Raw genomic sequence first — 21481 nt, 5'->3', positions numbered from 1 at the left:
GGCGAGTCCTCCTTCTCCAGCTGTGTTGCCGGGGGTCGTCATTGACCGAGGGTGGAGCAAAAGTTGGGTGGGTGGCGGGCGGTGTGCCCGCCACCCTTAGGATCCAGTGAAGCAGGGATCAGACGGTAGCGGTGACCTTGCCGATGTTCGCAGCAGCGAAGGCTTCCGCGATCTCGGTCTCGGCGCCCTCGGGCAGGGGCAGCAGCGGGGTGCGCACTGTAGCGTGCTCGAGGATGCCGCGGTTCACGAGGCCCCACTTCAGGGCGACGGTGCCCTCCATGTGCGAGCCGCGGTGGTAGACGTTCTGGGTCACCGGCAGCAGGCGCTCATGGATTGCGTGGGCACGCTTGTAGTCCTGGGCCTTGCCGGCCTCGATCAGTTCGACGAGCAGTTCGGGGGCGATGTTGCCGTAGCCCACGAGCAGTCCGTCGACATCGAACATTGTCGACAGCAGGTACTCGTCATGGCAGGAGAGCACCTGCAGTTCGGGGTACGCGGCGCGCAGCGCGGGGATCTCGGTGTACCACCGGCGCATGTTCCGCACACCGTTCTTCGTGGCGAAGACGCCCTCCTGGCCAGCGATCTCCAACTGGGTGTCCAGGTCGTAGCTCGCCTTGGTGTTGTCCGGGTACTGGAAAAGGATCAGCGGCAGACCGGACTCTTCGTAGATCTCCTTGTACCGGGACTGCGGGGCGCCCTGCTGGTAACCGAAGCGCAGCCACCCGTGCGAGGGGTACACGAGACCAGCTGACGCGCCGGCCTCGACGGCCTTCTTGGCCTCGAGGGCCGCGGTTTTGTTGCCCTCCTTGGTGATGCCCGCCACGACCGGCACACGGCCGTCGGTGGAGGCCACGAACGCGCGGATAACGTCCAACTGCTCCTCTTCGGTAAGGAACGTGCCTTCGCCGGCGTGGCCCAGGACGACGAGGCTCTTCACCCCGTCAATCGATCCGAGCCATGAACCCAGGCGCTGGATCGCAGCGAAGTCGATAGCGCCATCTTCGGTGAACGGAGTGACAGGTGCGGGGCTGAGTCCGCGGAGATCGAGTGTCATTGCAGCTACCTTCTTGTCTTCTTTGATGTCAGTAGTTCTTCTCTGATGTCAGTAGTCCCGCTAACGTTGAAAACGTTTGCAGGAACGTTTTCAAGTTTGCGCGTGTCCCAGCTCACTGTCAAGAGAACGTTTGCAAGAAGGAGGAATAGAGTGTCTGTAACGCCCCTGTTGAAGAGGAGAAACGCAATGGAGCCGGCCGCCCCGGGAGCCATAGTCACGCTCAAAGACGTTGCTGCAGCAAGCGGCGTGAGCATCTCCACGGCCAGCCGTGCCCTGGATGAACGCACCACCTCACGGTCGGCCGCTGCAGCCCATGTCCGCAAAATCGCAGAGGAACTGGGCTACCGCAGGAACTCGTTCGCCTCCAGCCTCCGACGGGGAGAAACCCGGACCCTGGGAGTACTGGTCCCCCGCCTCAGCGACACCGTCATGGCCCTCATGTTCGAAGCATTGGAACGAGCCGCGTCAGCACGAGGCTACTTTGCCATGGTGGCAAGCAGCGGCGACGACCCCGACGACGAACGCCGCGCCGCCGAAACCCTCCTGGACCGCAACGTCGACGGACTCATCCTCGCCACCGCCCGCCTCGACGACGACCTACCCAAGCTCCTGCGCCAACGCGGAGTGGCCCACGCCCTGGTCCTGCGCACCGACGGGGTAAGCCCTTCCGCACTCGGCGACGACGAAACCGGAGGCTACCTGGCCGTCCGCCACCTCATCGACCTAGGCCACCGCGACATCGCCGTCATCACCGGACCCGGATTCACCTCCACCGGAACAGCGCGGCTCAACGGCGCCCGCAAAGCCCTCCAGGAAGCCGGCATCGAACCCCGCCAGGAATGGCTCATCGCAGCCGGCTACGGCATCGAAAACGGATACACGGCCGGCGAGGCCCTCCTGACCCACGACCCCCACACACGCCCCACCGCGATCTTCGCCGCCAACGACAACATCGCCATGGGCATCATGGCCGCAGCCCACCGCCACGGCGTCACGATCCCCGACGACCTGGCCCTCGTCGGCTACAACGACACACCGCTCTCCGCCAGGCTCCCCACACCCCTGAGCTCGGTGCACGTCCCCCTGGACCAAATCGCCGCCACCGCCGTCGACCTCATCGTCAACCCCGGCACCGAACCACACATCCGACGGGCCATGCCCACCCTCATCCCCCGTCAATCCAGCGGAAAACCCAAACACTTCTCCAATTAGGCCCCCAGCAGGAGAGCCAGCTGCGCATCGGGGCCAAAGTCGCACACGGAACACAACACCCCGGACTGCGATGCGGTCCGGGGTGTTGTTTCATGGACGGCCCTTTGTTGCACAGCCCTCCGCACTGTGACGTCCGATTAGCCTCCCTCAAAGAAAGGCAAGCTTCTTGGATCAGTTGTGTTTCGTGTTGCCGGCTTGGATTCGGCTTTAGTTTCCACAAACGGTTCGTGAGGGATCGTCGTAAGGGCCAGTTCGACGATGTCTCACTTTCGTCCAAACGGGGTAGTGAACGAGGTAAGGGAGGGGAAACACCCCCGGCTTCATAGATCTGAGCCACACCCAGAAGATCTCAGGCAGACCTTCGAGATGCTGCCAGCATCTCGGCAGTTCCTTACGCCCAGACGGCAAGTTCCTCGTCCTTCATGCAGATGTAGCGGCGTTCGTCTGGGCCGTATGGTTCGAGCCAGAAACCACTACCGTCGGGCATTACTTCTTCCACTCGTCCTGTACGAGGGAAAGTGCTGCGGGAGCGTATTTCAACTATGTCGCCGGGGCTTGGGGTCCACGTTCTGGGCTGTGGGACGCGAGGCCTGCGGGCAGTCGCGGAATGCATAGATGTCCTCTCATGCTGTGGGGGCGGGCGCAACCCTGGTGGCACCCGTTAGGACCGTGCTCCGGTTTGCGTTTCGTGAAATGAGTTGAATGGCGGCAGTACCGAGGGTTCGGCTATTGAAAGCCGACCCATGAATTTTTGCGGTTGTCGCCGCCGTCAATAATGACCAACTCAGAGCCGTTGCATGCGGCTTGTCTGATGGCTGCTGCTTCCTGGTACTCCGGCGAGTTGTACATCGCCAGTGCTTCTTCGAGGGATGGAAAGCGGTGGAGGAAGTAACGTTCGAATTTGAGGTCGCCTTCGAGTTCGACAAAGGCTTGACCGCGGGACAGCGGTTCGAATCCGTATCGGGGTTGAATGCGGGACACGATTTCGGCGTATCGGGCCAGTAGTGCTCCGTCGCGGGGGTTTGCTCGTCCCAACCAATATGCAGGCATGATTCTCCTAGGAGTAGGGGTTCTTGAGAGTTGTTCCGGTGCCCGGGATTGACCGGGCACCGGTGGTGTCAGTGGACGTGTCGTTCCAGGCCCGCCCAGTACTGCTCGCGCAGTCGTTTCTTGTCGATTTTTCCGACTGCTGTCAGGGGCAGCCGGTCTACGATTTCGATTGCCTTGGGCGCTTGATGGGCACCCTTGCGTCGCTTTACTGACTCGGTAAGAGTCGAGATGTCAACTGTGCTGCCAGGCCGAGGGACCACGACAGCGGTTACTGCTTCGCCCCACTGGGCGCTTGGGATCCCGATCACCGCTACGGCCGCGACGTCGGGGTCCTCTGCGATGACGTCTTCGATCTCGCGGGAATAAACGTTGAACCCGCCTGAAATGATCATGTCTTTCTTGCGTTCGACTATGTGGAAATAGCCGCGTTCGTCTTTCACGGCAAGGTCGCCGGTGTGGAGCCAGCCTGATCTGAGTGCTTCTTCCGTTTGTGCTGTCAGGCCCTGGTACCCGCTCATGATTCCGCGGCCGCGCACGCAAATTTCCCCGACGGCACCTGCTGCCACGGGCTGGTCTTCCTCATCGAGGAGTTCTACCCTGGCGCCCAGGACCGGGCGCCCGCAGGAGCCCAGCAGGTCGGGGTCGCGATTCGGGTCGTGTTCGTCTTTACGCAGGACTGTTGCCCAGGAGACACACTCTGTTTGGCCATAGGCCTGGAGCAGTACTGGTCCGAGAGCCTCGTGAGCCTCGGCAATGCGGGACGGGGACATCGGTGAGGCCCCATACATCAAGGTTTCGAGTGAGCTGACGTCGAATCTGCCGGCCAGGCCTGAGTCGAGCAGCTTGTAGAGCATGGTGGGAACGCAGAAGCTCCAATTTACGCGTTCGTCCTGAACCGTGCGAAGCCACTGCTCGGGGTCAAAGCCGCGTTGCACGACGACCGTGCCTCCCCTCAGCAGGGTCGGTACGATCGGGAGCACGCCGGCGTGCGAGAGCGGTGCAACTGCCAGGTATCGAGGGCTGCTCGGCAGGTCGAGTGCCGCTGTCACCGACACGACCGCCTGAGACATCGCCCGGTCCGGGAGCTTAACCCCTTTGGGGCGGCCCGTTGTGCCCCCCGTGTAGGCAATCCAAGGAACATGATCCGGCCCGAAGTCGTACCGCACGAGCAGGGTAGGCGGAGCTGACTCGGAAAGGCGGATCAAATCGGGCGCGAGATCGGACTGCCCCAGCACAAATGTGTGCCTTACGACCGCTGACCTGGCCATGATCTCTCCACCAACGGAGGCATGGGCGGGATCAACGATGAGAACATTCACGCCTCCGTCATCACACACGTAGGCGTGGTCTTCTGCCGAACCCAGTGGATGGAGTCCGCTGTAATGCAAACCCAGCAGGGTAGCTGCGGCCTGAACCATCCACACTTCAGGCATGTTGGCGCTGAGAACACCGATGCCGTCACCGGGAACCACGCCGTGGTCGGAAAGTACGCGCATGAACCGGCCTATCCGATCACGGACCATGTCGTAGGACAGCCGGCGGTCTCCCGCCACGAACGCGGTCCTCTTCGGATACCGCGTGAGAGCTTCAATCAGCAGATCGCTGTAGTTGACGTCTGTCAGTGACGACATCATTTCACCTCTTCTTTGAAGTTAAGCGTGACATAGAGCACACTATCTATGGTAACTTGGTAAGACCAACCATCCAAGCACGAAAGAGTGCCTGATGACTTCTACCGCAGATTCCGTTCTTGTCTCACCCAAGGGGCAGACCACCTTGGTGATCTCCCGTGATTTGCAGACCACCCCGGAACTTGCCTGGGACGTTCACAACGAGCCGGAACACGTCAGCAAGTGGTGGGGCCTGGAAGGCCACGAAAACCACATCACAGAAGCGGATCTTCGACCGGGCGGTTCGTGGCGTTTCGGACAGCGAGGCCCGGATGGAACCGAGGTGATCTTCGGTGGCGCCTACCGTGAGCTCGATCGGCCGCGGATGTTCAGCTACACCAAGGACTGGCCTGGAGCCGATCCGTCCTCGGAGAAGCTTGAAGAAAGTTTGATCACTATCTGGTTCGACGCGCATGACCACGGCACCACAGTCACCTTGGTTTGCGAGTTTTCGTCGTCTGCCTTGCGCGACAGGGTCGCTGCAGGGGGCCTGGATCGGCTACGCCAGTCCTACGACCGAATGGACAAACTGCTCGAAACCCTGCGTTTCTCAGAGGTGACCGAAGCAGGCTGACGCCTGTCTGCTTTGCCCCGACACCGCGCAAATCGTCACATGTCTGCAGATTCACTCGTGAGGACAACGGGCGATGAACAAACGGCCCTAAGCCGTCGGATTCACATTCCACATTTCCTTGAATAACGGCACGGAGACACAATGCAATCTCAACCCGATGCTTCACAGGCATCAATCGGAACACTCCCCCGCACCGGTCCTGAGATCATGGCTCGGCTGGAAGGCTTGCCCTTCACACGGCTCCACAAACGCTTCATTACGATCATTGGCCTGGCCTACTTGTTTGATGCTGCGGATGTTGCCCTCCTGACCTTCGTCCTGGCCCCCATCAGCGCGGAGTTGCACATCGATAAGATCCAATCCGGCACAATCGCCAGCATGGCGTTTGTGGGCATGGCCATTGGTTCGATCTGCTCAGGATGGCTATGCGACCGTTTTGGTCGACGGCCCGTATTTACTTACAGCATGTTGCTCTGGGGTGCTGCCAGCCTCTTCACGGCATTTACCTGGGACTACGGCTCTTTGTTGACCGCCCGGTTCTTTACCGGAATCGGAATGGGAGCCGAACTACCGTGCGCCATGGCACTTGCATCGGAGTTCCTTACCAAAAAGCGGCGAGGGACTTTCCTCGGCTCCGCCCAAGTGCTTGTCATTCTTTCGTTCCTTTTCTCCGGTGGCATAACGCTGCTCGTGGGCTGGCGAACAGCCTTCATCATCATGTTCGTGCTCTCCATGTTCTCCTTCGTTGTACGCCGTGGAGTTCCTGAATCCATCCGGTGGCAAGTCACCCACGGGCGTCTTGAAGCCGCACAGAAGACCCTGGCGCGCTTTGAAGCGGCCGCCCCTCCGGGTTCCATCACTACCATCACTCCTCCGCCGCCCGTGGACGGCTCCACCATTCCTGCTTCACGGGGACCTCTGCGGGATCTGTTCGCGGGCGCCCAAGGCAAGCGGACGGTGACGGCTTGGACGATGTGGTTCTTCCAGCTCATGGCCCAATACGGAATCACCATCTGGATTGCGAAGCTGCTTTTCGACAACGGTGCCAGCATTGCATCATCGATCGGCATAACCATGCTGATGCAGGTTTGGGGAATTCCCGGTGCCTTGACATCGTCGTTTCTTCTGGAGCGGCTGGGCCGGCGTCCTATCTATATGGCCGCCGCCGTCTGCACCGCCGCTGCTGCTTTTTGGTATGGAAATGCACCCTCGCCAGCCATGGCCATCGTCGCTGGCTCGGTACTGCAGTTCTTCCTCTCCGCAATGACTTCGGCACTCAACGCCTACACGCCGGAACTGTTCTCCACCGCGTGCCGCGCGACCGGTATCGGAACAGCAACTGCCTGTGGACGAGTCAGTTCCGTGATCGGTCCACTTGTCGTGCCGGCGATTCTGCTCACCTGGGGATACGCAGCCACGTTTATCGTTTTGGGTTTCTGCTTCCTCGCAGCAGCTACCGCAGTCCTAGCGATGGGGCGCGAAACACGAGGTAAGAGCCTGGAAGAGGCAGTCCAATAGCGCCCCACCCGAGGCGGGTGGCGGAGGGCATAACGAGCAATTCCTTCGCAACCCGCGGCACATTCGCTCAACACACGAACACGGTCTCAGGAGCCTTGGGTCCCGATCGCAAAGTGAACCACGAAAGGATGGCACCTAATGCCAGTTGTCATAGGTCAAGTAGCATCGTTGACCGGCAACAACCCGGGCGGCACCGAGAACCGCTTGGGAGCGGAACTCGCTGTTGCCGAGCTCAACGCGGGACAAGGGTTGCTTGGACAAAACGTTGAGCTCCTTGTGGCCGACGATGAAACCCGCCCCGCACAAGCCGTAAGGGCCTACAACGAATTGGTTGAGCAAGGAGTATGCGCCGTTGTGGGAACATCGTTCTCCAACGCCAGCCTTGCTATCATCCCGGAAGCTGAAAAAGCGGCGGTCCCGTACATCTCAACCGGCGCAGCAGATAGCCAGGTCGATCCGCTCCGTGCCAACGGATTCATGACACCCCCAACTGCATCGGCAGTCGCCGAGCAAATGCTTCGCTACTTCCGGGCCCATGGACTCACAAGGCTGGCCCTCGTTTACGACGACAACAGCATGTTCGCCAAAACCGGGTTGGAGAAACAAACACGGCTCGCGAAGGACTACGGCGTAGAGTTCGTGCACCTCGACAAGTTCCATGTTGACACGACAGACTTCGGTTCGCTCTGGGCCGGGGTGATGCGGGCCGGAGTCGACGGCATCATGGCCTGGGCGACAGGACCACCGGCTATCGCACTAGTCCGGCAGCGGCCACGGGAACTTCCCTTCGCCATGAGTCATGGAAACTCCAACCAGCGTTTCCTGGACGCCGCCGGGGAAGCCGCCGACGGCGTCATCGCTGCAGCCAACCTCGGGCTCGTAGCAGACGAGCTGCCTGCATCCGACGTCGCGGAGGCTGCTACCTCCTTCACCCAGGCATTCAAAGCGCTCCACGGCCGTCCACCATCGTCATACGCAAGCGACGGGTACTCGGCAGCAACGCTCATCGCTGCGGCGGTGGTACAAGCCGGCAGTGATGATCCGAAACTCATCCGGGACGCCCTTGAGGAAGTTGCCGTCGTCACTCCCCAAGGCCGATACCGATTCTCGGCCACCAACCACCACGGCCTGAACGCTGATCAAGTAGCCGTCACAGTCATTCAAGACGGCAGATTCGTGCTAACAGACTGGTCCAGCAACGAGCTGGCGCAAGAAACAAATCACCAAGGAAGGTCGTCATGAACGACAGGCAGGTTGTCTTGACCCACGTGCAAGGACCAGTCGGATGGATACACCTGAATCGTCCGGAAGCGCTCAATGCACTTAACGCCGAACTGGTACCCCAACTGGACGAGGCACTTACCCGCTTTGAAACGGATCCCAGCGTCCGTGTCCTCGTCATCACCGGAACGGGGCGCGCGTTCTGCGCCGGCGGCGACCTGAACTCCTTCGACCCCTCAGCCGAAGACACCGTGCAGGTATTTCTTGAACGCGCGGCCGCGACCCTTGAACACATCCCCCGGATCGGCAAACCAGTCATCGCAGCCCTCAACGGAGTTACCGCTGCTGGCGGGTTGGAAATAGCAATGGCATGTGACCTCGTTGTTGCAGCACGCAGCGTCCGGATCGGCGATGCCCACGCAAACTTCGGCCTACTCCCAGGTGCTGGAGGAGCGGTGCGCCTGGCCCGGGCGGTAGGGCCAGCCCGCGCGAAGTACCTATCCTTCACCGGCCAGCTCTTCCCCGCTGACTTCTTCCTCTCCTGGGGCCTGGTCAACGAAGTCGTCGATGACGACCAGTTGGACAAGCGTGTCCAGGAACTGGCTGAGACGATAGCGGCCAAGAGCCCGATAGTCCTCGCCGGAGCAAAACAGCTCATCGATGAAAGCTTCGACCAATCCCTGGAAGCCGGGCTCAAGGCCGAACGCGACGCGATGTACGCCCACATGCAAACAGAAGACATGCGCGAAGGCCTCGCTGCTTTCGTCGAAAAACGCACCCCCAACTACACAGGACAATGAGGACCACGAAATGACAATTTACGTACTGGTGCACGGCGCCTGGCAATTCGGCGAAAGCTGGGAGCAAGTGCGCGAAGAACTTGAAGCGCGAGGACACGAAGTCCACACACCCACCGCCGCAGGACTCCGCCCGGGGGACCCGGCCGATATCAGCACCGACGACGCCTGCAAACCGATCATCGACTATATCCTCGAAAAAGACCTCGACGATTTCGTCCTTGTCGGCCACAGCTGGGGCGGCGTTCTGATTGCCAAGATCGCAGAAGCCTTGGCTTACAGAATCCGACGAATGGTCTTCCAAGGCGCCTTCGTTCTCTTAGACGGACAAACGGTCCTCGAGAACATCCCACCCTTCTTCCCACCAGCCCTGCAGGCAAACGCTGAGGAGCGAGGCGACGGAAGGGTAATGCTGCCGTTCGAAGTATGGCGCGACGGCTTCATGAACGACGCCTCTTACGACCTCGCAAAGGACATCTACGACGGACTGCGCCCTCACCCCTTCCGGACCTTCACCGAACAGGTCGACCTGGAAAAGTTCTTCGAACTCCCGATCCCGAAGAGCTATCTGCACGCCACGGAAGACAACTGCCTGCTGCAAGGAGAATGGGGGTGGCACCCGAGAATGTCCAACAGGCTGGGATACTTCCGCTTGGTTCAAATGCCAGGAGGCCACGAAGTCATGTACACCGCACCCAAATTGCTGGCTTCCAAAATTGAAGAGGCAGGCCGCGATTAGGAATAGTCAGTTGGTATGACCAGCTAAGCTTGGAGGTAGACACCAGACAGCGGAAAGGCCCCGCATGACGCAACTCGCAGACGAAGACGGCAACGTCGAGCTATTTGCTCCAGTAGGAAAGCAAAGGCTATTCGAGAGCGTCCTGAGCCAATTAGAAACCCTCATTCACGAGGGACAGCTCAACGCGGGCGACCGTCTGCCCAGTGAACGCGCCCTGAGTGAAATGCTGCAAGTTAGCAGGCCATCTGTCCGCGAAGCACTTCGGGTCCTTGATGCCATGGATATCATCACCGTAAAAACAGGTGTGGGATCCGCTGGGGGCACGAAGATCAGCGACAAGCTGGGCCCCATGATCTCAAGGCTGATGCGCCTTTACATGGCCTTGGGACACTTCGACCTGGACAATGTTCTCGAAACCCGCCGTCTGCTTGAAGAAGAAGCCGCCCGTGTCGCCGCGACAAAGCGCACGGACGAACAACTTGCCGGGATGGAAAAGCTGCTGGCCCAGATGGACGACCTGGTGGAGGACCGTGAGAGGTATCTCGCGCTCGACGGAAAATTCCACGTGGCCGTAGCACTGGCCAGCAGCAACCCACTGCTCGCGCACCTCATGGGATCCATGCGAGACGCAGTTACCGAAAACCTCGTGAAGGCTCACGGCGAAGAGAACGACTGGCAGACACTAGCGCTCAAGGCCCAACAAAATCACCGAAAGCTGGTGGAAGCCCTCCGGGCAGGAGACGGAGACGCTGCCGCACAATGCGTCGGTCAGCACGTTGACTTCTACAATGAAGCCCGCCACCATTCCTAAAAATCCGCAGGGGCTCCTCACCGGCGGACTCCCCGAGAGGACGCCGTTCCTATCGCCAGGTACTACCTGTAACCCCTGCCGTAAAACCCATGACTAGAACGCACCATCGTGCAGCACGCCGATCACATGATGTGGGCTGGGATTCTTAGCTGAATTTCCCAGCAAACAGCGTGTGTCCCTCGGTGAGAGGTGTTCGAAAGCCGATGGTCATCCGTGGCGCGGAGCCTCTGAGGCGAGGGTTTCCTTGACACGGTCCAAGTAGCGCCGCGTGTGTTTTCGCCACTCCTTTTCGTACAGTCTGGAGAAACCGGGGATTGCCGGAATCGTAGCTGTCACGCCCATCCTGAGAGTGCACCCGCCCTCCGATGGCTCAATCCGGTAGGTCTGCACCATGTCAGCATTGGAAGGCTCGACAGTTACCGCCTTGGCCCAGTAAGGTGCTTCCTCCTCGACAACCTCAATCGTAGAGGCTGACCCGTCCGCCCGAATAAAGCTCTGTCGTTCCCCGACCCCGTCGGGGTTCCGGGAACCCTGAACGCACGTGCCGCATTTCCCAGCAGGACAGCGGACTCAGCGGAGCGGATCAGCGACCACACCGACTGTGCATCGCACGGGTAGCTTTCCGACTCTTCAGCTCGGAGGGTGCGGCCGGGAGCGCGCACTCCCTGTGCCCCTGCCCGGCCGTACTGCCCGCTGGACCGCCGGCTTCTTGATCTGAGGAACCAGGCCGCAGCTGTCAGGGCGGATATTAGGATCACCAGTCCGGCGATCATCCCGAATCCGAGCTGCGGATTACCTGCCGCGTCAGCCATGGCAGCAAGAACAAGGATTCCAGCGACGCCGGCAATGACAACAACACCGGCGAGAAATCTATGGAAAGCCATCGCTCGAGCATTATCCAGTCTCGCGCAATCCGGCGCCGTTCCGGCTCGCCGCTTTGTACCGAGAACAGGCGCCCGTAAAGCGGTCGTGCACCGCACGTGTCGGCGGTACCCGCGGCGCTGCTCAAAAGTGGCGTGATTCTAGGCCTGTCGGATTCCCGGGGTGCCCTCAACGCTACAGCTCTGACCACGCTGATCGGTTACGTGCAGCAACCTGCGAAATGCCTATAGTTTTCGTTTCAAGGTTTCATGCTCAGGTACCGGTACACGGTGGCGCGGCTGGCCCCGATGATCTTTCCGATCTCAGCCGCTTGGAGACCTCGCGCCTTCAGCTCCCGGGCGCGCCGGACCTTCTCGTCGCCTGCCATGACCTCGGGCCGTCCGATCCTTCGGCCTGCGGCGGCCGCTGCGGCCATGCCCGCCTTGGTGCGTTCGGAAAGCTGATCCCGTTCAAGCTGGGCAAAAGCAGAAATGATGGTGACCATGGCCTGGGCGACCGCTCCCCCGACTTCACTATCAGGGTCGGTGGCAATGCCGTCCCGCAGCGAGCGGAACTTGATGCCGCGGGACTTCAGATCATCCAGCAGCTCCAGCAGGTCACGGGTGGTGCGCCCGAGTCTGTCCAGCTTCCACACCACAACCTCATCACCGCGATCCAGACGCTCCAACAACCGGTCCAGCTCCGGACGCCTTATCCGGGTCCCGCTGACCCCATGGTCGGTGTAGATCCGGTCACACCCGGCAGCCTCAAGCTCGTGCAGCTGCAAATCAGTATGCTGATCCGCCAAGCTCACCCGTGCATAACCAAGACGAGCCATCGCACTCCCCTAGTCTCATCAAAGGACGAAAACGCGTGATACCGAGAAATCCAATATGAGACACCTTGCCGGGACAAAGCAAGACCGCCAGCACCCATGCCTAGACGTGCAGAAACCGCCAAAGGCGGCAAACAGTACTTACGACTCGGAAATCGCGTTAGACGCACCCGTCAGTTCAATAAGGGATCCTTTGTCGAGACCATAGTCGCCTACATTACTTTGCCTCACCGAGCTGCTTCGCGCCCCTGCCCCATGGGTCACGACCCCCCTATACGAAGACAGCCCGCGACCATTGGATGTCGAAGAGTTAGGCTCGCCCGGCATCCCGAGATGGAGTCTCAAGTCTTGGTGCCGAAGCCTTCGGAGCAGCAATTCAGCCGCGCCAGTTTCTGGTCAACACATCGGCCGCTCCCCCACGACAACAACTCCAAGTAAACGGCCACTGGCGCGTTGCCTCAGTCATATCGCCGGCTCGGACAAGCGAGATGGCGAACTACTATCGACTCGTGCTCAAACATTCGGCCGGACACGCGGCCACTTTTCCAGAGGAAATATAGGCGATCAACTGGCCACAAGACGGTGTTCGGAGCCAGAATGCTTCCGGATGCTTTTTGCCATGGCAACATCCGCTGAAGCCTTCAAGCTGCGGTTGTCGCCTGCCGTTAGCGAGCCAGCATCATTGGTGAAGTGGATTCCACCCGATTCCCGCAGTCGATGCAACGCATCCCGCGTTTGGCTCTGATCCCAGCCCATCTCGTCCCTAACTTCACCCCAGAACGGACCCCGGCCACCCTCGCGCCAGGAACGTTCGATCAGCTCATACAACCGTGCAACGACCATATTCGAGAGTTCCACGGGTGACTCAGGGGTGTTTCGCCGAATCCAAGCGGCTTTACGCGACTGATAGCGCGCGGCAACCTTCTCGTACTTGGGCACCTCTCCGTTCTTCACCATGGCATCGGCAATCATTTGGTATTTGCTACCCAGTCGGTATCTGTCTACGTACGCCGCTAGCTCGATCACGCGTTCGTCAGTGATCCGCTCAGGGGGAACTAGGCGTTCAAGCCAGGTTCTCGCGTCCACTTTCCGTTGGGAAAAGCTCTTCCGCCGCGCATGGTTCCTCGTCTTTCGACCGGAACTTCCCGACTTAGAATTCACTTCAGCCATCCTGTCAGCGTACCCCGGTAACCGATGAATCGGCGGGAACGACAGGGATAGCGAATTTCCAATTCATCCATTTGCACTGGCCTGCGTCCCCGTGTTCCCTTGCGCTTTCCCAACACCTCGACCTGATGATTTGGGACTGACCACGGTCTCGAGGAATTTGATTCACATGGTTCCTCATTTTGCCAGGTCATGCCGACGCTTTCGAGAGGAAGCTGACTATGCTGGCTCCTGCTTCGGACATCCGTGTTTCCGACTGCCGAGTGGAACCAAAAGCTGAACTACTTGGGGCAATAGGAGCCAGCGGACCGATAGCTCGATTGTGCACATGACAACCAATTTGGACTATCGACAGGACTTGATGCCATACGTATGGTAGGTGTTATGGCATGAGATCATGCTCGACTTCCTATCGTCGTACTGGTTTTTTGACAAACAATAATTAAGGTCTGATGACCAGTTGATGCATCCATCTGCTTGGTAACTTGTCTTCAAGTTAGGGGAACTATGTATGACGTTGTTGTAGCGTCCACCAGATCTCCAACCCTTGTTTGCCGCCAAAGAGATGGCGGCACTGATGGCTATAGTTATGGCACAACTTATGGCATGGTATCAAGCAGTACGAACAATAGTGACCTTCATACGCATGCAGGTTGGATAGAAGGCGTGAAACCCAACGAAGTAACCAAGTAGAAATCCAACCTAAATACGAACGTGAAATCCAACTATTTATAAAGTAGAAAGTCAGACGTTTTAGAGAACATGACCACAGGCTTGGAATCCCACCACACACCCAATGTAGGAAACAGCGTGTGTCGTAACAGCTGTTCCAGCTATGAACCACGTAGGCTGTGAGGCGGAGAATCAAACCAGTAGGAGAGCCCAGCCGATGGCACGATCATTACAAGCCCCAGCCGCACCCAGAGCAAACCAGGCCCGGGCAATAGACCGCACCGTCAGCCTCGCCAATGGAAAGGGGGGAGTGGGTAAAACCACAACTGCAGCCAATGTCGGCGGCTACTCTGCGCTTTCCGGCCTACGTGTGCTCATAGTCGATCTCGACCCGCAAGGCGACCTCGCACGCGACCTTGGCTATGAACGACAAAGCGGGAGGGAACTTTTCCACGCCCTTGTCGCGGGAACAGCTCCACTCATCCTCCGCAATGTGCGAGAGAACCTTGACGTTATACCTGGTGGTCAAGACTTGGAAGACATCCAAGGCCTCATGGTTTCACGGTCAAGCCGTTCCGACGCGAGCGACTTCGGCGACATGCTCTACGCTGTCCTAGCTCCATTGGCCGATGACTATGACTTAATCCTCATTGACACGCCGCCGGGGGAGCGGATTCTCGTTGAGGGAGCCTTTGCAATCTCGAGTGCGGTGGTAATCCCGACAAAGTCGGACGATGCCAGCATCGACGGCGTCGAACGCATCGCTCGCCGATTCATGGCGGTGCGGGACCGGAATCCCTCTCTCCAGCTCGCCGGCATCGTGCTTTTTGGGGTAGGACCTCGTTCCCTGCGGCTTGAACGCAGCGTAAGAGACACTCTCACTGAAATGCTCGGGCAAGTAGCACCAGTTTTCGAGACCAGAATCCGAAATCTGGAATCTGCCAGCGCAGACGCTAGGCGGAAGGGCCTCCTATTCCATGAACTCGAGGGTGCTGTCACTGACGCCCAAAAGCAACGTCTGAAGGCACTAAGGGCAGGGGAGAAGCCGGCGGACGGCTTCTTCTCTCGAAACGCGGGTGGACTGGCCGAAGAGTTCGAGCAATTGACCGGGGAGATCCTTTCACGACTGAACGCGATCGAAAGCGAGGGACTCGCATGAGCAGCAGCAGACCAAACCTATCCAGCGCATTCGCCCCGTCGGCACCTCGCGGGGCAAAGCTCGAAGGACTACTGACCCCGAAGCGGAAAAAAACAGAAAATCCTCCGACGGAACCTACGGCGCTTAGCAAGCCGCTGCGGATCATTGACGGCTCCGAAGTAACAGAGTCGTCGAGAGCTTCACAGGAACAAGGTCAACTGAACGGCATGGAGCGCACGGGGGAGAGGGGGATGGAAAATCCTCCGGTCCTACGTGATGAATCGAGTTTGGTCACTCCCAAGAACAATGCCAAGAAGCAAACAAAAACCGAGTCAAAGACTTCCAAGACGGTCCCCGGAGCATTGCGGAACGTTGGTGTCTATTTGGCTCCGCAACTGCTAGCCGATGTTAAGGAAGCAGTCCATCAAAATCGGACGACATACGCGGACCTGTTGCTGGATGCATTCGAGGCCCTGGATGAGGAGACCCTCAGCCGGGAATTCAATCCAGAGTCGGTACCGACATCGTCGGGGATGCCTCGACGAGCAGTTCGCAGGCGCGGCACCGCCGGAATTCAGATCCAAGTACGCCTCGATGATGATCAGATCTCCTGGCTCGATGACAAAGTCGTTGTTTTCAGGGCCCCGTCCCGAAGCGCCCTCGTCTCCGCTGCCTACAAGCTTCACCTCAACCGGCAATAGGTAATTACCGAGCCGTCCCTTCCGCCGGCGGTCCTAGTCCCGCAATCAGTCCAGACGAAACCGCGTGCCATCCAATGGGAATTATGGCATTACTTATGGCTAGATTGAACGATCGCGCCCCAAAACGATCTGACATGTCTCTAAAGAAGTCCCGGGACATGTCAGATCGTTTCATTTTGATCCAAATGGAACTATTTGTTCCAATCGGGGCGTGGAAAATTCCTCGATTTCGCATCTGGATGGACTTGTTGCCGTAGTGGACAACTACTGATCCGTTAAAGCGGAACATTGCGCGGGCGTTGGAGAACATCAATCGTGCAGAGAGCGGTGTTCGTCGTTCGGCAACACTGTCTTGGAAGATCTGTTGTGGCATTTCGCGGCGATCCGTTCCGCCAGTGAGGAGGCGGTGAAGATGCTTGCGGTGCATTTATCGACGGAGCGGGGTATGCCGTCGCGTAGGGTTGCGAAAGCTGCAGGCGTGACACACACGACAGTGGATCGATGGGCGAAGACCTGGTGAGGGGATGCCTCTGGCATGCGCTTGGGGGCCAGTCGATCGGTCGAAGTAGCGGAGCGCACGCGCCAACGCGGCGAGCACCGCTATCAGACTTTGCTTGCCTGAAGGCCGCAAGTAAGAAACAAGACCTTCGATTCTCGGTGCGGTGTCGGCGCATTCGTTGATCGACCGAAGATCGATGAAATCCCTCGGTCAAGTATCCCGAAGAACCTAAGTAGCCCTCGTAAAAGCCATGTCGGCCAAGGCCCACTCATCGGGCGGGCCTTCAAACGTTTCCCACGGATAGTCGTCGGTAGGGGAGGGCAGCAGCACATTCTTCGCGATGTTCTTCGCCAGCCATTCTCTCCAGCGCTCACGTTCAACTCGATAACGCTGCAATTGCGCGGCAACGGCTTCCAAAACACCGAAGTATTCTGCCAGGTCTTTCAAGGATGTCGAAACAACGACTGACCAGGATCGGTCCGCGTCGCGGCAGACCATATTCCAGGCCGCCATCATCTCCAGCGCTTCACGGACTGCAGTACGAGATAGTCCGGTCACAGTGACAATCTCAGCGGTGGAGAGGCCGGGGGAGTGTTCCAGGGCCTCATAGACGAACGCCGCCGGCAATCCCAGTTCCCTGAAAACAGGTCGAAGTGCGTGGATTTTCCCTTTTCGCCAAGCCAAATCCTCGGCGACGGCCTTGATCTCCTCCGGAACGGTCAGCATGTAAAGGTCACCTTTAGTTCCTCGGCCTTTTTCAACCAGGGTCACTAGGGGATCTTTCTCCTTACGAAGTGCCCTGAGATGGGATCCGACCGTCGTGTGATCAAGGCCCGTCGCCACCGCAATCGATCTGTCACCGAACTCGATGAACCGTGAAGCCGTCATATGCGCAGCTTCTCCCAATGCTCTTAGAACCATCCTGCGTGCCAGTCCTATCCGAGAGTCAGCAAAGGATCGTTCTCTAAGCCTGAGAGCATTACGCCAGGTTCGAATGAACCGGTGCTCAGCATCGGGGGTTGTCGAGACTAGAACTCCATCTACCCCTAGGGGCTGTGTATTTGGCTGGCTTGTGGGGGATTTATGTGCATTGTTATTTCTTGGTTTGGATGCTTGGTTTTTTTGCAGGTGTTCGACGGCGCTGGCCCAGTCTCGTTTCATGGCTGTTAGGCGGTGCCGAGCGGCGTACCGGGCATAGAAGGACGCCAGACCGGGCCATACTCCCTGCAGTACCCGACGCTCCACCTCGGTGAGTTTCATTCCAGTGGCCGCAGCCGCCGTGAGGATTGCTTGACGAGCTTCAGAATCTGAGCCATATCGGTTAGCGTCGTACAGGCCTGAGAGGGCCATTCCCTGCATTGTTCGCGACATCCGCCCCATCAACCTCGGGCCCGAAGGGACATCTGGCGCGGTAGGAGTAAAAGGCTGCTCCAATCGCAGGGATCGGACACCAGCGATCTCCCGAGCCAGGTCTGATTGCAGTGCCGTCCAGACGCGCGCGCTGTTCCTTCGACGTGCAACGTCGTAGGCCATGTTCAGGCTCATGGCCAGTTCTTGATGGCCGCCGCGTTTATGGGGGGAACCTGGTGTACGCATGCACCCGTGGAGCAAGTTTTGGTGGGGGGATTTATCCAGGGTTCGGTATCGGGTGCCCAGTGCCTCGACCAGGTCTCGCGCCTCGGAAAAACTGACTCGCTGTTCCAGCGGTATGTACACGTGTCGGCCGCCGTTGGGGGAGAAGTCCTCGATCCAGCGGGCACCGCACTTGTGCAGCCAGGTCTGAAGCCCCTTAACATCGGATTCCACCCAATCGATACCGGCAATGGAGGAATCGAAGTCCAGGAAGATTGCCGAGCAAGTGCCGTCCTTGCCAAAGATACGGACGGCAGCTGGAAATGTGGGGAGCGTCTCAGTCAACGCACGTTCGTGCTTTTGAGGGTAGGTCTTTCCACCGTCACGGGAGAGGCGAATACGGGGCTGACCTGCGAGAAGAGGCGTCAGGGCAGCCCACGCCCGAGCGGCGTCAGAGCTTGGGGATGACTCGCGGGACACACCAGCAGGGTCGATTGCTGGCAGCACGAGCGCGTGCTGTTGTACGATGATGTCGTTCCTTGGTAACGGGAATGGCAAAGGACCGATCCTGCCAGATCGGTTTCATAGCAAAACTAATAGGCCTGCGAAGGTCTATTTACGATTTACGGGCTGTCGGCCGGCAAGCAAGATCAGCTCGTGAATCAGAAGCTTCGAGGGCCCGCCTATGGCGGGCCTTCACTTTTATGAGGCTATGGCGATGGGGAGTGCCCCTTGACGCCGAACTTTCGTCAGATCAGTACGGTCAATTCGCTCAGAGACAACCTGCGCCAACCAGTCGCTGACATGCTCAAAGCCTTCGGCTTCCGCGAGCTCGCGGACCAGATCGGCTTTCTGGGTAGGGAGACGGAACGCCACAACACGGCGTTCGCCTTTGCCGGGACGGCCTCTCCGATTCGTTGTCGTACTCATGGCATTCACTGTCCTTTGAACTTTCAGCACCGGGGTCGGTGACTCGAGCATTTCTCTACGGGACTTCGGTTACGGTCATTCAACGGACCCTGCGAAGGGCAATTGCTGCAACTGCTTCCGATGTCCCGAAAGTATCACCCTTCGAAGCCGTGTTCCGGGATTAAGCAATTACAGAAATTACTGCGTGTCGCGCACACCCACCTCACATTCCCATCACGTGATAGCCACCATCGACGTGGATAATCTCCCCAGTCGTTGCTGGAAACCAGTCAGACAGAAGTGCGACAACAGCCTTTGCCACCGGTGCAAGGTCTGTTCTGTCCCAACCAAGCGGCGCCCTCTCCTCCCACACTCCGTCGGTGCTCTCAATTCCATCGATTGCAGCAACGGTGAAGTTATCTAGCGGCCCGCAGGCGACGAGATTAGAACGGATCTTGCGCGCACCGAGATGATAGGCAAGGTAACGGTTTGTTGACTCGTATGTCGCTTTGGCGACTCCAGCCCAACCGTAGATCGGCCAAACAGGGGTACCGTCCAATGTGACACCCACGATGCTGGCGCCGTCGTTAAGAACCGGGAGACAAGCCTTTGTCACAGCTTGCAAAGATGCGCCAGAGACTCGGAGGCTCGTGGAAAGGACATCCCAGTCGGCTGTCATGAAGCCAGGGCCTACGGCCTCTGGTTTGCTGGCTGAAATGCAATGGATTATTCCGTCCAAGCGGTCCGTGTGCTCCTTGACCCTATTCTCTAGGGAGTCGAGGTCCTCTTGACTAGTGGCATCGAGTTCCAGAACGGGTCCGGGGAAGGGAAGCCGCTGAACGATCTTTTGAGTGATCTTCGATCGGCGACCGAATCCAGTGAAGATCAGACTTGCGCCTTCTCGCTGGGCGAGTTCAGCTGCGGCATACGCGATGCTGCGCTCCGTGAAGATACCTGTGACGAGTATCGTCTTTCCGTCAAGGATTCCCATTTATGCTCCTTCGGTAAGTGGCGCCAGGCTGGTCATGAGGTAACGGCTCTGCCCGTCGATGGACTCAATCGGGGCCACGGCTACGGTAAATGCCTTCCATGTCTCGGAGGTTGTACGGAGCCGCACGATTGTTGACGTCTCAGGCCCGGTTCTTCCTGCTGCCGCTGATGCGAGATGCTGTTCAAAGCCGAACTTGTCGTCGGGGTGGGCGAGTGCGGCAAGATTGCCTTCAAAATCTTGGAGAAGTCCGAAATCCACCCATTTGCTGGACGTTCGGAAAGTCACTTCTTGTTTCATGTCGATGGCGGCGAATGCCCTGTCGGCCGCAAGGCTGAATAGTGCATCCGTGAGCAGTCCGCTCGAGACGGGGGAGAGCCCAGGGGTAATGAGCTCCATCGGTGAAGCTACTTCGCGGCTGAAGCCCCGCAACATGATGGCATCAGGAAAATCGGGGTCGTCATAAGCACGAGCTGAATTTACGATCTGCTTCTTGCCAGGGTTAGCGCTGCCATACCGGTGAATGACTTCGTAGGACAGAAGATGCCGGTTGCGGTTGTTCACTGAAATGCCGCTGTCGATCACCAGTTTGATGGTGTCCCTGTCTTTCGTGGACACCAATTTCGCGAGCCATTCCCCTGCAGGGCCGCGTCTGCTCTCAACCGTCGACGTATCAATACCGTAAATTTCAAAGAGATTTGCATCCCACAATGAGGAGTCTTCTCCGACGTTTTTCCCTGTCTGCTTGCTCACTCGCCATTGCCATGTGCCCAAGAGCGGCGCCTTCGGCATGGTACGTCCAGGGTGGTCAAAGACTCCGTAGGCACCGACGACCTGCTTGCCGTCTGGAGACACCACCGGATTGGCGATCACCACAAATTCGGTGGAGCCGTAGCGCACGGCGCCCTCGAATGGGTCACCGGTGGCGAGAGCCGTCCTCAGCCTGTCGATTAGCACGGTTCGCGTCCGGCCGTCTAGCCAATTCCTGGGGCTGATACCCGGATGGTTCTCGTCGCCGACAGCAAGCAAAGATGCTCCGTCTTGAGTTGAGTCAAGGATGACCCAGCGGCCAATTGCGTCGATCTGTTTTGGCTTAGGCACTGGCACTCTTTCCTTGTAGCAAGACATGGGGCTGTCGGGGCGCACAGATCAGCGGCTCACCGAAGAAGGAGTTGAGGTCGACCGCCAGATGAATGTGATCGTCAACGGTCTTCACGATGCCCGCTGTTTCGAGCCGGCAAAGTTCACGGTTGACTACGGAAAGGCAGAGCTCAAGGCCTTCCGCAATCTCTGCCGGCTTCTGGGGAACCTTTAGGAGGTTCAACGCTCGAAGAATCCGCAGGGAGGGGGTGGAAGCGGCGGTACATACGGCATTAAGTGCGTCGGAGTGCATGACTCTGGGCCCTAACAAGTTGAGGGTTGGAAGCCAGCACACCACTGTCCAGCAGCACACTTGAGGTATGGAAGTTGTCGGTCCAGCTTTTAGCCGAGCC

General features: G+C 58.7%; 19 protein-coding genes. 10 read left to right on the top strand and 9 right to left on the bottom strand.

The window, feature by feature from the left end; all coding sequences use genetic code 11:
* Positions 1–118: 118 nt before the first annotated feature.
* Positions 119–1054 carry a dihydrodipicolinate synthase family protein gene (locus ABCW42_RS21940; RefSeq protein WP_423185067.1) on the bottom strand — a complete coding sequence of 312 codons (936 nt, stop codon included), beginning with the start codon at positions 1052–1054 and terminating at the stop codon, positions 119–121.
* Positions 1055–1240: 186 nt separating this feature from the next.
* On the opposite strand from ABCW42_RS21940, the gene ABCW42_RS21935 reads away from it, so the two are divergent.
* Positions 1241–2266: a LacI family DNA-binding transcriptional regulator gene (locus ABCW42_RS21935; protein ID WP_423185066.1), complete on the top strand. Its 1026-nt coding sequence runs from the start codon at positions 1241–1243 to the stop codon at positions 2264–2266.
* Positions 2267–2992: 726 nt separating this feature from the next.
* On the opposite strand, the gene ABCW42_RS21930 is transcribed toward ABCW42_RS21935, so the two are convergent.
* A complete protein-coding gene (locus ABCW42_RS21930; RefSeq protein WP_423185065.1) occupies positions 2993–3316 on the bottom strand; it encodes a DUF1330 domain-containing protein in 324 nt (107 codons plus the stop codon).
* 68 nt (positions 3317–3384) lie between these two features.
* On the bottom strand, positions 3385–4950 hold the full coding sequence (locus tag ABCW42_RS21925; RefSeq protein ID WP_423185064.1) for an AMP-binding protein: 1566 nt from the start codon (positions 4948–4950) through the stop codon (positions 3385–3387).
* Between the two features lie 91 nt (positions 4951–5041).
* Between ABCW42_RS21925 and ABCW42_RS21920 the strand changes: the two genes are divergently transcribed.
* The 6 genes from ABCW42_RS21920 (at position 5042) to ABCW42_RS21895 (ending at position 10646) form a co-directional block, all read left to right on the top strand.
* The gene (locus ABCW42_RS21920) at positions 5042–5560 is read left to right on the top strand and encodes an SRPBCC domain-containing protein (RefSeq protein ID WP_423185063.1); all 519 of its coding nucleotides are present in this window, start codon (positions 5042–5044) and stop codon (positions 5558–5560) included.
* 141 nt (positions 5561–5701) lie between these two features.
* Complete coding sequence (locus tag ABCW42_RS21915) at positions 5702–7078, top strand: MFS transporter (RefSeq protein WP_423185062.1); 1377 nt, start codon at positions 5702–5704, stop codon at positions 7076–7078.
* 138 nt (positions 7079–7216) lie between these two features.
* A complete protein-coding gene (locus ABCW42_RS21910) occupies positions 7217–8320 on the top strand; it encodes an ABC transporter substrate-binding protein (RefSeq protein ID WP_423185061.1) in 1104 nt (367 codons plus the stop codon).
* Positions 8317–9099: an enoyl-CoA hydratase/isomerase family protein gene (locus ABCW42_RS21905; protein WP_423185060.1), complete on the top strand. Its 783-nt coding sequence runs from the start codon at positions 8317–8319 to the stop codon at positions 9097–9099. The genes ABCW42_RS21910 and ABCW42_RS21905 overlap by 4 nt, the downstream gene beginning before the upstream one ends.
* 10 nt (positions 9100–9109) lie before the next feature.
* Entirely contained in the window at positions 9110–9835 is a 726-nt protein-coding gene (locus tag ABCW42_RS21900) for an alpha/beta fold hydrolase (RefSeq protein ID WP_423185059.1), read from the top strand.
* Positions 9836–9899: 64 nt separating this feature from the next.
* A complete protein-coding gene (locus ABCW42_RS21895; protein ID WP_423185058.1) occupies positions 9900–10646 on the top strand; it encodes a FadR/GntR family transcriptional regulator in 747 nt (248 codons plus the stop codon).
* Between the two features lie 1120 nt (positions 10647–11766).
* Here ABCW42_RS21895 and ABCW42_RS21890 read toward each other — a convergent pair.
* Together ABCW42_RS21890 and ABCW42_RS21885 are read right to left on the bottom strand one after the other, a co-directional pair.
* Positions 11767–12345: a recombinase family protein gene (locus tag ABCW42_RS21890; RefSeq protein ID WP_423185057.1), complete on the bottom strand. Its 579-nt coding sequence runs from the start codon at positions 12343–12345 to the stop codon at positions 11767–11769.
* 561 nt (positions 12346–12906) lie between these two features.
* Positions 12907–13314, bottom strand: coding sequence for a hypothetical protein (locus tag ABCW42_RS21885; protein WP_423185056.1), 408 nt, complete (start codon positions 13312–13314; stop codon positions 12907–12909).
* A gap of 1084 nt (positions 13315–14398) precedes the next feature.
* Between ABCW42_RS21885 and ABCW42_RS21880 the strand changes: the two genes are divergently transcribed.
* From ABCW42_RS21880 to ABCW42_RS21870, 3 genes are all read left to right on the top strand, one after another.
* The gene (locus tag ABCW42_RS21880; protein WP_423185055.1) at positions 14399–15340 is read left to right on the top strand and encodes a ParA family protein; all 942 of its coding nucleotides are present in this window, start codon (positions 14399–14401) and stop codon (positions 15338–15340) included.
* Entirely contained in the window at positions 15337–16020 is a 684-nt protein-coding gene (locus ABCW42_RS21875; protein ID WP_423185054.1) for a hypothetical protein, read from the top strand. Before ABCW42_RS21880 ends, ABCW42_RS21875 begins: the two co-directional genes overlap by 4 nt.
* Before the next feature lie 406 nt (positions 16021–16426).
* Positions 16427–16540: a helix-turn-helix domain-containing protein gene (locus ABCW42_RS21870; protein ID WP_423185171.1), complete on the top strand. Its 114-nt coding sequence runs from the start codon at positions 16427–16429 to the stop codon at positions 16538–16540.
* Positions 16541–16747: 207 nt separating this feature from the next.
* Here ABCW42_RS21870 and ABCW42_RS21865 read toward each other — a convergent pair whose 3' ends face one another.
* From ABCW42_RS21865 to ABCW42_RS21850, 4 genes are all read right to left on the bottom strand, one after another.
* On the bottom strand, positions 16748–18436 hold the full coding sequence (locus ABCW42_RS21865) for a MarR family transcriptional regulator (protein WP_423185053.1): 1689 nt from the start codon (positions 18434–18436) through the stop codon (positions 16748–16750).
* Between the two features lie 787 nt (positions 18437–19223).
* The gene (gene fabI, locus ABCW42_RS21860; protein ID WP_423185052.1) at positions 19224–19991 is read right to left on the bottom strand and encodes an enoyl-ACP reductase FabI; all 768 of its coding nucleotides are present in this window, start codon (positions 19989–19991) and stop codon (positions 19224–19226) included.
* Positions 19992–21089 carry a hypothetical protein gene (locus ABCW42_RS21855; RefSeq protein WP_423185051.1) on the bottom strand — a complete coding sequence of 366 codons (1098 nt, stop codon included), beginning with the start codon at positions 21087–21089 and terminating at the stop codon, positions 19992–19994.
* Complete coding sequence (locus tag ABCW42_RS21850) at positions 21082–21381, bottom strand: hypothetical protein (protein WP_423185050.1); 300 nt, start codon at positions 21379–21381, stop codon at positions 21082–21084. Before ABCW42_RS21850 ends, ABCW42_RS21855 begins: the two co-directional genes overlap by 8 nt.
* Between the last annotated feature and the right edge of the window lie 100 nt (positions 21382–21481).

Origin of the sequence: Arthrobacter sp. NyZ413, assembly GCF_049390645.1 — a bacterium.
Lineage (GTDB): Bacteria > Actinomycetota > Actinomycetes > Actinomycetales > Micrococcaceae > Arthrobacter.
This window is presented reverse-complemented; position numbering and strand designations above follow the sequence as displayed.